Origin of the sequence: Vibrio sp. 99K-1 (genome assembly GCF_013114585.1) — a bacterium.
Lineage (GTDB): Bacteria > Pseudomonadota > Gammaproteobacteria > Enterobacterales > Vibrionaceae > Vibrio > Vibrio chagasii_B.
In genome coordinates, this window is the sequence record NZ_VTXF01000010.1 from 1 (window position 1) to 12,575 (window position 12,575).

The 12,575-nt window shown below is 42.4% G+C and carries 15 protein-coding genes; 12 read left to right on the plus strand and 3 right to left on the minus strand.

Features of this window, described 5'->3' with window-relative positions:
* Positions 1–290: 290 nt before the first annotated feature.
* Positions 291–1,160: an EamA family transporter gene (locus F0228_RS09610; protein ID WP_171762161.1), complete on the minus strand. Its 870-nt coding sequence runs from the start codon at positions 1,158–1,160 to the stop codon at positions 291–293.
* A 66-nt stretch (positions 1,161–1,226) separates the two neighbouring features.
* Positions 1,227–1,661: a RidA family protein gene (locus F0228_RS09615; protein WP_008217422.1), complete on the minus strand. Its 435-nt coding sequence runs from the start codon at positions 1,659–1,661 to the stop codon at positions 1,227–1,229.
* A 167-nt stretch (positions 1,662–1,828) separates the two neighbouring features.
* Here F0228_RS09615 and F0228_RS09620 point away from each other — a divergent pair, with 167 nt between their 5' ends.
* Positions 1,829–2,530, plus strand: coding sequence for a YafY family protein (locus F0228_RS09620; RefSeq protein WP_061031533.1), 702 nt, complete (start codon positions 1,829–1,831; stop codon positions 2,528–2,530).
* Between the two features lie 78 nt (positions 2,531–2,608).
* Positions 2,609–2,968 (plus strand): VOC family protein, encoded by a 360-nt coding sequence (locus F0228_RS09625; protein ID WP_061031534.1) that lies wholly within the window; start codon positions 2,609–2,611, stop codon positions 2,966–2,968.
* A gap of 65 nt (positions 2,969–3,033) precedes the next feature.
* Here F0228_RS09625 and F0228_RS09630 read toward each other — a convergent pair whose 3' ends face one another.
* Complete coding sequence (locus F0228_RS09630) at positions 3,034–3,750, minus strand: DUF1826 domain-containing protein (protein WP_061031535.1); 717 nt, start codon at positions 3,748–3,750, stop codon at positions 3,034–3,036.
* Positions 3,751–4,026: 276 nt separating this feature from the next.
* On the opposite strand from F0228_RS09630, the gene F0228_RS09635 reads away from it, so the two are divergent.
* The 10 genes from F0228_RS09635 to F0228_RS09680 all read left to right on the plus strand — a co-directional run bounded on the left by F0228_RS09635 (position 4,027) and on the right by F0228_RS09680 (position 12,442).
* Positions 4,027–4,599 (plus strand): YceI family protein, encoded by a 573-nt coding sequence (locus F0228_RS09635; protein WP_105056979.1) that lies wholly within the window; start codon positions 4,027–4,029, stop codon positions 4,597–4,599.
* Positions 4,600–4,797: 198 nt separating this feature from the next.
* Complete coding sequence (locus F0228_RS09640; RefSeq protein WP_171762162.1) at positions 4,798–6,042, plus strand: NADH:flavin oxidoreductase/NADH oxidase family protein; 1,245 nt, start codon at positions 4,798–4,800, stop codon at positions 6,040–6,042.
* Between the two features lie 155 nt (positions 6,043–6,197).
* Positions 6,198–6,896 (plus strand): VC0807 family protein, encoded by a 699-nt coding sequence (locus F0228_RS09645; RefSeq protein WP_004741780.1) that lies wholly within the window; start codon positions 6,198–6,200, stop codon positions 6,894–6,896.
* 353 nt (positions 6,897–7,249) lie between these two features.
* A complete protein-coding gene (locus F0228_RS09650) occupies positions 7,250–7,525 on the plus strand; it encodes an HU family DNA-binding protein (protein ID WP_004741779.1) in 276 nt (91 codons plus the stop codon).
* A 39-nt stretch (positions 7,526–7,564) separates the two neighbouring features.
* Positions 7,565–7,705: a hypothetical protein gene (locus F0228_RS09655; protein WP_171762163.1), complete on the plus strand. Its 141-nt coding sequence runs from the start codon at positions 7,565–7,567 to the stop codon at positions 7,703–7,705.
* 274 nt (positions 7,706–7,979) lie between these two features.
* Entirely contained in the window at positions 7,980–8,894 is a 915-nt protein-coding gene (locus F0228_RS09660) for a VirK/YbjX family protein (protein WP_061031898.1), read from the plus strand.
* 375 nt (positions 8,895–9,269) lie between these two features.
* A complete protein-coding gene (locus F0228_RS09665; protein ID WP_155647292.1) occupies positions 9,270–9,407 on the plus strand; it encodes a hypothetical protein in 138 nt (45 codons plus the stop codon).
* 52 nt (positions 9,408–9,459) lie between these two features.
* On the plus strand, positions 9,460–10,305 hold the full coding sequence (locus F0228_RS09670) for an HEXXH motif-containing putative peptide modification protein (protein WP_061031539.1): 846 nt from the start codon (positions 9,460–9,462) through the stop codon (positions 10,303–10,305).
* On the plus strand, positions 10,302–11,099 hold the full coding sequence (locus F0228_RS09675; protein WP_061031540.1) for a cupin domain-containing protein: 798 nt from the start codon (positions 10,302–10,304) through the stop codon (positions 11,097–11,099). Before F0228_RS09670 ends, F0228_RS09675 begins: the two co-directional genes overlap by 4 nt.
* A complete protein-coding gene (locus F0228_RS09680; protein ID WP_061031541.1) occupies positions 11,096–12,442 on the plus strand; it encodes a hypothetical protein in 1,347 nt (448 codons plus the stop codon). Before F0228_RS09675 ends, F0228_RS09680 begins: the two co-directional genes overlap by 4 nt.
* The last annotated feature ends 133 nt before the right edge of the window (positions 12,443–12,575 follow it).

Consider the following 12,575-nt stretch of genomic DNA (forward strand, 5'->3'; position numbering starts at 1 on the left):
TTAAAATAAATTATAAAATGCCCTAAGATATTGTATTTAAGGTATATGTGAGCCGAAAAATAGATCCAGATCAAACCAAAAGGTCGAATATCATTCGATAAGGTTCTATTCCGCTTCCTCGTTATTATGTCGAGAATAAATGCCGCGCGTGTTGATTCGTTATCAATCACAAGCCAACCCAAAAGGCCTCGTCGTTACGAGACCTTTAATTTCTATCTATAAAGAGACGTGACCTATGCCATTTATTGTTCACTTTAAAAGAAATGAATCTCCATATTGCTAAACAGCCGCTAATGGTTTTTGGCTAGCTTTTGATTGATAAACAGTGCTGATAAAATGATAACCAACGCTAACCATGTTGTGGGGTGAACAGACTCATTCGCAAGTAATACTCCGATGAACACACCCACAGCGGGTACAAGATAGTTCGTCATTGAAGTAAATACTGGCCCGGCGTTTTGTATGCTCATCATATAAAGATAATAAACAACACCTGCGCACATCACTCCTAAGTAAACCAACGAAAACACTGATGAAGCGGTAGGCTTAACGCTGACGATTGGCGAAGTCAAAAACGCAATTAACATCAGTTGAATGCTCGCCATACAAAGTACATTTCGTGCAACAATCAATGGATGCTCACCTCTCACTCGATTAAGTAATAGTAATGCAATAGCGAAACACACCGCTGCAACCATAATGGCAGTGGCACTTATTAAATTGATATCACCAGTAGTCAATAATAGCTCTGGGGAGAATAAGACTAATAACCCACTAAAGCCGACGATGACACTTACAGCGTTCCCCTTGGTTATTCTTGCATCTTTTATAAAAACAGGTGCTAGCAATAACGCATAAAAAGGGAGTGTGCCCATCAGTATCGCCGCAATTGAACTGGATAAGCTCTGCTGTGCCCAAGGCACAAGAATAAAAGGGATCGCAGCTTCTAATAGCCCTATAAGAGCAAAAAGCCCCCACTGATTGCTAATGCTTTTAACTCTTATAAGGTTACATATAACAATAAGTGTCATTGCACCTAGCAGTGCTCTAAGTGTCCCTACCCAGACTGGAGAGAACCCTTGAAGTGAGATTTCTTGAAAAACAAATTGGGAACCCCAAATTAGCCCGATAGCGATTAACGTTAGATAATTTTTTAGCATGTTTAATATTGCCCAGAGGAATTAATCTGATGAAAAGTAAAAATGAGATGTGCTGAAAAGGTTGCCTTATTTATTACTACTCGATATTTCAGATTTAAAGGCCACAGCATCGACTTCAATTAGCATTTCATCTAACGCAAGTCTAGGTACTGGAATCAGTGTACTCGCGGGTAAGCGCTCTTCAGACCAACGTTTGAGCATTTCTTCACTCCAGATATGCAGTTTATCTGAATCATGCTCAACGATTAGAACGGTAATCTTTACGACATCGCTAAAATCCATCTCATGAGCCTTCAAAGCAATATCAAGGTTAGATAATACAACCTGGACTTGACGACGAAAGTCTTCCACCAATTCATGTTCTAGCCCTTCACCACCGCTTTGCCCTGAAATAAAAACAAACTCTCCGTTCGCGGAGGTCTTCACCGTATGGCAAAAACCAAAAGAAGTTGGGTTAAAAAGTTTTTCAGGATTATAAAATTTCAATCTTTTACGTGACATTCTTTTGACCTATTAAGCTGTGTTTTTAACGTTAGGGAGTGTAAAACTTCAACTTAACTTTAAGTCAACAAACAATTTTCATTAAATCAGTTATCTATGGGGGTAACCTAGCGTTCACCCTATCATTCGATTAATCTTATAAGTCGTTATGTCCATAGAGTTTTCTTATGTCTCGAAGCCAACGCCTCTTTGATTTGCTTCAATTATTGCGCTGTCACAAATATCCCGTGCCTGCCGATCACCTTGCTCAAGAACTGAATGTCAGTACACGTACCATCTATCGTGATATTGCAACACTACAAGCACAAGGCGCGGAAATCGATGGAGAAGCTGGTGTGGGCTACCTGCTCAAACCTACCTTTACTCTGCCACCAATGATGTTCACCTCGGAAGAGCTAGAAGCGTTGCGACTCGGAGCGGAATGGGTCGCTAAGCAAGCTAATGGAGAGTTCAGTGAATCGGCTAGAAATGCGATTGCCAAGATCTCGGCCGTGCTCCCTTCAGATCATCAGGCTAAACGCAGTGAAGATATCATTCGTGTTGCTTCAATCATTGGGGTTGAAGATTTAGGTTTTGAACTGTCGGAGATAAAGTTAGCGATTAAGCAACAAAACAAAGCTCAAATTCAATATACAGACGCCAAGGCAAAAGTCAGTTCTAGGGTCGTATGGCCTATGCTGATCGGCGTATTTGAAAACTGTTATGTATTGGTCGCTTGGTGTGAAACACGCAGTGCTTATCGAAACTTCAGGTTGGATAGGATTAACGAATTGACCATACTGGAAGAAAAGTATTCAAAGTCACGGAATAGCTTACTCAAAGAGTGGCAAAGCATGGAAGGGATTACAGACAAAGTGATTCGCTACTGACAAAAACTGTCACTAGTTAGAGATATATTCCTGTGGTCCAAAGAAGCACCACACCAGATAACCTAACTAGGAGCAGTCATGTTTACCATCGATTCATTTGTCCTTTATGTCACTGGCATTCACCGCAGCATGGATTTTTATTCCAAAGCCTTTGATTGTGAGCCAACACTGCTATCTCCGACATTTGCAGCCTTAACTTTTGCAAGCAATGTGAAGATCACCCTCAAGCAATCTGACGCTCTAACGCCAACAAGCAAAGTAACTGGTGGCGGCACTGAGCTATCGATAGCAATGACAGGTAAGCAAGCTCTGGAAAACCTCTATAAAGAATGGAAAGCGAAAGGAATCCAGTTTGAACAAGCACCAGAAGAGTCCGTGTTTGGTATCAACTTTGTCGCGATTGACCCAGACGGCCACCGCATTCGAATCTTCGCCTAAATGAAAAAGAGCAAGCGACACTCTAGTTGCTTGCTCATCTCATCTAGCTCATCAGCCAAAAAGAACTAACCGAAGTCTATCGTCAGTAACAATCGAGGTTCTTCAGATGAAGTGACAGGCGAACGGTGGACAAGGCCTCTGTTTTCATTACCGCTCCAACGCTCTCCTTTCAATAACGCCACATCACCAACGGCCATTTGCTGGATGTCAGACTCGTCATTGTAGAGGCCAGATGCTGAATCTGGCTGGCCATTACTTCCACGACCGAGTTTAGAACGGTCAACCGCACCATTCTCTAACCATTGAGTCGCAATACCATGATAGGTTGTCACCAGTCGGCAAGGTACTTGGTCAAAATGAAAGCGAGGGCACATTGCCTTGTTCAGTACAGCCAAACGGAGACCAACTTCTTCAAGCTCAAACAAGCAACAGAACATGTCCACCAGCTCAGCCATATTTTCTAGCAGGGCTTTTGAAGCCGTTCCGTCTGTAGCGAATTCCAATTTGTCGAAAGCGTTTGCAGGTGACACGCTAACAGACTTACTAAAATTTGGGTTAGCCGCAATAAACTCATTGATTTCAGACGCTAAGCTCTCATCAAAGTTACGCTGCCATATCGCGACATTGATATCATCTTGATAAATGTCAGCCAACACGGTCGGGGATGGAGCAGCACTACAAGATGGATTTCGGCCCTCCTGCCCTTTGTGAGTCAGCACTCCATCAATACTTGACGATTGATTACAACTCGTTGTCAAAGGTTCAGCTAAAACGGCATTCATGATCTCATCTCCTTGCTGCGCGCTCGTATTCTCTAGAGGCAATATCTATGTTTGCCAAAAGAACAAATTAAAGAAACGTTATAACATAACAGTATACATTCAAACAACTCAGGAGATCATGGTTCCATAAGTACCAATATGAGATGAGTACCCCCTACCGAATTTAACACATGAGTAAGGTGGTGAGCTGAGCTTGCTCCTATACTTCTCGAAGTTGTTCAGAATACGAACAGCGCTATTTGGTTCAACTGGCAATCCATTATGTGGTGACAACTTATGAAAAAACTACTTACAACAATCGGGCTTCTTTGCACCGTCATATCAGCGCAGTCTTTTGCAGAAAGCGGCTACACATTAGATCCGAAGCTGTCGAATGTCACATTCGCAACCATTAAGAAGCAGTTCGTCGTTGAACCCGCTTCCATCAAGCCTTCGTCCGGCGGGCTTACCGAAGAAGGGCAATTTTCAATCGTATTGGACCTGAAAAGTATTAGCACAGGCGTGGCCATTCGTGATCAAAGACTCAACGAGCTGTATTTTGAGTCAATGAACTTTCCTGAAGTTAAGATCTCAGGATCCGTTGAGCCTTCTCTGTTAACAGGTGAACCAAATAATACGACGATAGCAGCGGAAGTCACTCTGCACGGCGTGACCAAAACCATCGACTTCCCTGTTATGGTCGTACCCTCTGACGGTTTTGTCATGGTGAATTCAACATCCACGGTCATCGTCAATGGCGCAGATTTTGGTATTTCGACCGACAACTTAAACAAACTTTCAGCAACGGTAGGCGGATTAGCGCTTTCCGATAAGGTGCCACTCAACTTCAACTTAATGTTCGATAAATAAAGGTTGATTACAGAGTGAGTTAACACGAGTGCGGACACTCATAGGGGGATCACAGCGTTACCCTATGAGTGTGCGTAAAGTCCAAACCTCCACACACACTCCCCCACGAAAGTCCAATCAGCCACTCGGAAGCGACATTAAAATAGGACATACTAAACACTAATACCAACACTCAAAAGAATACAGCCAGTACCTATCATGAACTCTATCAGCCTCAGCGACTCCTTTTCTCTTCCCAACGGTCAACTCATTAAGAATCGCCTATTTAAATCGGCCATGAGTGAACAACTTGGCGACAAACAGCATAACCCTAAATCAGGGCTAGCTACCTTGTATCAACGCTGGGCGCAAGGCGGCATTGGTTTGTCCATCACAGGAAACGTAATGGTTGATAGAGGCGCTCTCGGCGAGCCTAACAACGTGGTTCTAGATGAACACAGTGACCTTACTCAATTCGAAGCTTGGGCAAGTGCGGGTAAGCAAAATGGCTCGCAGATTTGGATGCAGCTTAACCACCCAGGAAAGCAGATCCCGAAGTTTTTATGTGAAAAACCTGTTGCTCCATCGGCTATTAGCCTAGAGCGTGGACTAGAAAAAGGCTTCAATACACCACGAGCGCTAACCGACTCCGAAATCCATGACATCATCAACAAGTTTGCTTTAAGCGCCAAACTAGCAAAGCAATCCGGCTTTACTGGAGTACAAATACACGGAGCTCATGGTTACCTTGTCAGCCAGTTTTTATCTTCAAGACACAACCAACGTGACGATAAATGGGGAGGTTCGCTGGAGAACAGGCTTCGATTTGTGATCGAGCTGTACCGCGCGATTCGTAAAGAGGTTGGAGAAAGCTTTCCTGTCGGAATCAAGCTTAACAGCGCAGATTTCATGAAAGGTGGCTTTACTGAAGCAGAATCGATGCAGGTGGTTCAAGCACTGAGCCGTGAGGGTATCGATCTTATTGAGATATCCGGTGGCACTTATGAAAGTCCTTCGATGATGGGTTCTAAGAACAAAAGTGAACCCGTAAAAGCAAGCACAGTTAAGCGTGAAGCGTATTTCTTAGATTATATGGTCAAGGTAAGAGAGTTAGTTAGCACACCTCTGGTGGTAACTGGTGGCTTTAGAACAGCACCGGCAATGAATGACGCTTTGCAGACATCAGCCACTGACTTCGTTGGGATTGCTCGAACAATGGCAGTCGACCCCGACTTTCCTAATAAATTAATGGCAAACCCAGCTCACGGAATGCCATTAGACGTACCCACAACAGGAAAACCTGCGCTGGATAGAATGGCAATGGTCGGGTTGGTTTGGTATGAACACCAAATGTGGCGAATTGCCGCAGGAAAAGACGCAGATCCAAAACTTAGCGCACTCGGAGTCGTGGTCAAAACCCTTCTAACGGCTGGCTGGCACGCCTTTAAAAAGCGTCGCGCATAATGCAATTATTAGCCGGCAATACGTGCAAAACACCTTAAAAGATGTCGTCGGTGTCACATGTCGTTACATAGCATGCCCCCTTTAGGCTTTACATCTCAGGCGAGGTAAACAACAATCCCTGAGAATAAATCCATAACACAATGTATTTAGAAATTATGAGTAACACTGAAAACAAAAAATCGAGTCCTCTTTTTGAAGTCGTATTTAACGTCCTTCTTCCGTCATTCATCCTAATGAAGTTCAGCGGCGAAGAGCACCTCGGAACTGGCTTAGCACTGCTTGTCGCACTCGCCTTCCCTATTGCTTACGGTGGCATGGAGTTAATCCGCAACAAGAAATTTAACTTCATCGCTGCACTTGGCTTTGTCAGCGTGTTACTAACTGGTGGTATTGGTTTCTTCGAACTAGACACGCGTTGGTTAGCTCTAAAAGAAGCCTTAATCCCTGGCTTAATTGGTCTGGCGGTACTTGGCTCTACCTTTACTCGCTACCCATTCATCCAAAAGGTAATTTTCACGCCTGCATTGCTGAACATAGCTCTAATTGAAGAGCGTTTAAAGCAATTTGGAAACCAAGCTAAATTTGATCGTTGCCTAATGACGTCAAACTACATGTTCGCTAGCACGTTCGCATTCTCTTCTGCGATGAACTATTTCCTGGCGACTTGGATTGTTACTAGCCCTGCTGGTACTGCGGCGTTCAATGAAGAGCTCGGCAAATTGACTCTATATAGCTACCCTGCGATTGCGATTCCGAGCCTGCTTATGATGCTAGGTATTTTTTACTACATCTGGCGCCAAGTTCGTGACATGACCTCGCTAGAGACCGAGCAGATTTTCGTTACCAACAAATAAGCTCACTCAAAGCAGCTCAACCTGAACACCCTAAGCTCAGCAATTCGCTGGGCTTTGCTTTATCTACCACCAAGTAAAACGAATAACTCAGGTTTAAGATAATTGGCACGATGATGACTCACCTACTCCCTCAAACTCTAAAATTCCTGATAGCTCTTTTACTATTCGTATTTAAAACGCTAAAAATCAACAACTTGTATTAGACTGTCAATTGATGGTTTTCTAAACGATCTTGTTGGTTACTTAACAAAGCCCTACCCAATCACTGACAATATCGTACTTGGTGTTGATAAGATCACTCAAGCTAGGTGCCAAAGGTAGACACCAGCCTTACTCACTAAGGAATAAAGAATATGAACAAATCTCAATTAGTTGAACACATCGCTACATCTGCAGACATTTCAAAAGAACAAGCGGGTAACGCGCTAAATGCACTTGTAGAAGGTATTTCAACAACGCTTGCTAACGGTGATGAAGTAGCGATCCTTGGATTTGGTAGCTTCAAAGTAAACACTCGTGCCGCTCGCACGGGTCGTAACCCACGTACAGGCGAAGAAATTCAAATCGCTGCATCTAAAACACCAGCATTCAAAGCAGGTAAAGCGCTAAAAGAGGCGTGCAACCTTTAAGCTAGCGCCCTAAAACGCAGAACTATAAGGAAAATGACGATGACTACGCCAAAGGAAAAAGCCAAAAGCAGTCGCGTTAAAAAAGCAGGTAAATCAACAGAAAACCAAGCACCTAAAACTCGACAACGTATTAAAGAGCTTCTAGAAGAGCGTGAACTGGCCAAACTGTTAGAGCTTTAATTTAGCCCTGCGTTGATAACAAGCGATAGATAAACAATGCCACTGCACCTTTGCAGTGGCATTTTTATTAACCATCAAAATATCTGAGATCTAGCCGTTTTACTCTGCGCAAATTCCACACACTAAGTAATTGTTCCTATTACATTGTCATACATAACCATACATACCTAAATTTCACTTTTCATTATCATCGCAGCCTTGATGTTTAAGAGTGTAAAGAACGTAAAACCCGACGCGGATGTGTTCGGGGGATGCTTCTTCTTTTGAGGTGATTATGAATGTAGTTCGTATGGGAATTGACGCTAATGTCCATAAAAACAAGGGCAAGTACAAAGCGATAGCTAAGTTTACAATTCGAGCATTGTTTTATTACTCAGATACGAAAAGAATGAATGAGAATTTCAACTCTGATGAGAGAAAACTCTTATTTAAAAAGCAACCGAATTTCCTATCTAAGTTTGTCACACCCTACCTATGTAATGGCTTTAGCAAAAAGCAGAAAATTGAAATTTTATCAAAGCATTACGACTGGTTTGAAAATACGTTCAAGACTCCAGCTCGACACAATATTTACAACGAAAGAATCAACCTTTTAGAGCTAGAAATTGGTGAACAAACTTACTTACTGAATCTCAGTTTTGAGCGCAATTCAAGAAAAGAAGGCGAGCTCACGCTGTCGCTGACTGATTCTCAATTGAATAAGATGTACACCCTATCATTCTCTGTCTTCAACAATGATATCTACATCGGTGGTGTTCAAGGGGGTGCCAATGATAACGGGTTCAGCCGAGCGTTTACCAAAGCGTTGCACGGCTTAAGACCTAAGTCATTTATCGTTGAAACACTGAGACTAATGGCCTCCGACCTGGGTATAACCCACATTTACGCAGTCAACGAAGCGAGCCATGTGTCAAACTCATTCCGCTATGGAAAGAAAAGCAAAGACATCAACCTAAAATATGATGAGCTTTGGGAAGAGCATAACGGAGCACAACATAACAAGTGCTTTTACGTGTTGCCTTTACGCGCAACAAGAAAGGATCTTGAGCCGCTTAAACGCCAAAAACGAAAGCTATACCGCCAACGTTACGCTTGGCTGGACCAATATGAAGAGGATCTCAGAGCCGCTATTAACCCTCACCTACAGGCTCCTATTACGTTAAACGTAGATTTAGCGAAAGCAAGTTGAGAGAGTGTAAACTCGCCACACCTTCTTAACATCCGCAAATAAGTGACTTGTGACACAAAGAAAGCCTCGTATTCACGGGGCTTTTTAACACGTCCCCATAATCTCCCTCCTCACTAATTAGCACAATTCTAAAGCCCTACCTTAAATCTAGAGAGAAAAACAGGATAAGAAGCAAGTTCAAAGCGGTGATTTTTTGACCTCCTAGTGAGATTGTATTGATAACATTATATCAACAAAACCATAACTTTTGAGCATTACGTTGCATATCTAGAAATCTACGGATAATTCATATTGCAAGAAGATCTTATTTATACAATTAATGGCGCCGAGCCAAAAATAGGCTCATTAATTAAAACCAATAACGGAGATTGTAAAATGATTAATTTTGAAAACGTCATGGCTGATTTTAATGGTCCAGAAAGCGAAGAACTAAACCTATGTGAATTAAATTGGGATGGACCAAACAACGGTAATGATCGTCGAAACATGATCGCTTTTGAAGACCAAGAGTAACTAAAACTAACCTGCTAGCTTTATATTAGCTAGCAGGTTACAGGAGGATAATATGTATTTTTCACTTGGTTCAAACACGGTTAAAAAGAATTTTCTAGATCTCTATTCAAGAAAAAACGACATCAATGGTTTAACTCAAGAGAATGCTAAGCAACGCCTTAAAGATTCGTACATACAAACAATATCTCAATTCATTCCGATAGGTCTGGATAACATCTCAGAAAACAATCAGATACTTAAGGTAAACGAGCCAAACCTATGTAGTGAGTTGTCTACAGGTTATAACTTGTCAAAACTCGACGACTTATCCCAGTCGGACATTATATCTAACTCAACATGTAATGTAACTTCAGAAGAGATGGCCGACTATTTACTCTCTCTAGACTATCTAAAAGAGTTATCACCTGACCTCCATGAAGTTTTCGAGTTGGCTATTAATGTCATATTTTTCATGCGCTCAGATCAAGCAAGTGGCGGAAGCACCTCTGGTATGCCAGGTGTTATTTGGGTAAACCCTAAAACACATTGGTGTATAAATAACCGAGTCGAGTTCCTCGTTCATGAATTAACACATAACCTCTTATTTATTGAAGAACTGATTAGAGGCCTTTATTCGTATGAAAATATGTATAAGGAAGAGAACTGGACTCGTTCTGCAGTCTTAAATAAATCTCGCCCTCTCGATAAGTCATATCACAGTGCAGTTGTAGGAACCGAGTTACTCTTATTTCGACACGAGTTATCGATCGTACCAGAAGAATTTTGTGCTCACCCGCCAACAGAACAATTATTAGCGCAAACACTAACGTCAATCCAATCTTGTTTAGAATCCCACTTATTGAAACCAAGAGGGAAAGAGATATTAGAAGTGTGCAACGCAAAATTGGAGAAAATATGAGTTTTTCTGAGAAGGAGCAAGCCTTCATCGGTGCCCTATTGGTTAACAACCGGCTTTCTAACAAGACCCAGCTGATGCGCGCACTAGACGGGGACAGCGCCCCCATCACCGACCATATAGAGACATTGTTGTCCGGTGCAAGAATGACGAGTGACAGAGCTAGGTTTTTCCGCAATGGGACCGAACAAACAGAATTAGTCTCCACCAAAGGCATGAATAAACATGGGAAAACCAATCTCTATATAAGAAACGATAAGCTACACGACCAGTTTCTTGTTGGAGGTACGTTTGCTATGGACTCTATTGATGAGTTCAAAGGCTACTTTTCATCGACTACTCGGCAACTTAGCGAGCTTCTTCATTGTGAATCATCAGCTAATTTGTATGTTTCTTACGGTTCAATCAGCGGATTTGGATACCATAAAGACGACCACCATGTGTTGGTCAAACAACTGGCTGGTCAGAAGCGCTGGCAATTTGGCGAGAACCAAGACGATATCGTACTCAGCGAAGGTGATCTCCTCTTTGTTCCTAAAGGAGTTGCTCATAACCCTGTTTCGGAATCACGTAAATCGTTCCATGTGACTTACAGTATTGTTACGCCTACGCTATCGGACTTTTTAAAGTGGGCGTGCTTACCTACACACCAGACAAGGCTCGATAATATTAGTGCGGAAGACCATATAGCGCTTAAGGAGGAGATCGAGTCGTTACACGCTAATTTCCTTAAATACAGAAAGAACAAAGCACACGCCTTTCGAAATTACAGCACTAAACGGATATTCCCTGTATGAAGTTTGAATCAGTAAGATCTATTGCGCTAAGCCTGTTCAATAAGCACTCTTGGTTGGCAATCTCCTTTGCGGGTATACACCAGCTATCTATCGCAATCTCTGTTTACGCATCCGTTCAAATTATCTACGAAGTCAATAATGTTGGCTTCGACAGTGTTGATTTCAAACTGTGGGCCGCTGTTTACTTGACGTGTATGGTGCTGCCTTACTGTGTGTCATATTTCAGTGACATGTCTCGGGAGGCTTGGTTGTGCTCTGCACTAAGTGACTTTTGGTCTGCTGCCACAACGATCTACGGTTCGTGCACCAACAAAACTGACACCGATAACATCAAAGGTATTCTGGTCTCTCAAGGTAAAGAGACCATCATTAGCGTTATTGGTTATTCATTTCATTCTATCTCTGCACTACTAAACTTCAGCTTGAGCTTGTTAGTGATTAGTGTGGTTTTAGACTATCGATTTGCTCTCTCAATCCTGGTCAGCGCATTCTTTATTGCTGCCTACAAGATCTACATATCCAAAAGAATGGAGGGGCTATCGGAGACTCGAAATACTCAAGGCTCAATCCTTACCAAGAAATTATCGGCCATCCATGAAAACTATCATCACGGCTCGTCTATTAATCGTGACAGTTTTCAGAGTGATACACGACTGAGTACCGAGGCGTATCTTTCATCTCGAATGAAAGAGGCTCGCAGTAAATACGCTGCGATGCTAATCACTTCTTTATTTTCGCTCTTACCCACCACTTCTTTGGTCGTGTTTTTGCTGTTTTCACCTCAAATAGATGCAGCGATTAAACTGGGGATTGTGGTAAACCTGACTCGTATCTACCATCTGCTTGCTTCGGCAAACGAATTAGTATCGATAATTATCCTTCTACCTAATATAAAAGGGCAGCTTAGGCTACTCACCAAATTTAATGACACCAAAGCACCATTTAAAATAGATACGCTTACTATTGAGCTCAAAGATAATCAAACCAATAAACCAGTCAGCGCAAATGAACTTCAGAGCTATCGTAACGGCTATCTCTCTGTTATTGGTTCGAACGGTTCTGGAAAAACCACTTACCTTAAAGACTATCAACGAAGTTCCGGCGCTCTGTATTTCAACCCCTCGTACCGCGTATGCTGGCCTTGGGAGTCGGAGCTAAATAAAGAAGATATTTCCGACGGAGAGTACACCAAGAAATGCCTAGATTGGTTACTCAACAACACGCAAGAGACGCTATTACTTGATGAATGGGACGCTTTTTTGGATAAAAAGAATAGAGCCGAATTAGAAGAGAAGATCGAATCTGACTCAAAGTCTCGTTTGATTCTCCAGGTTCGTCAATAAATTAAGCCTAGTAACGGATAACATTAAAGTAGAGCACCTCCAAAAACGGAATTTTAGCTTACAGGCTATAGGCTGATATCGCGTTGACGATGTCGTTTGAGAAGCGCATGCTTTCATTTCGAGCAGAGTCGTT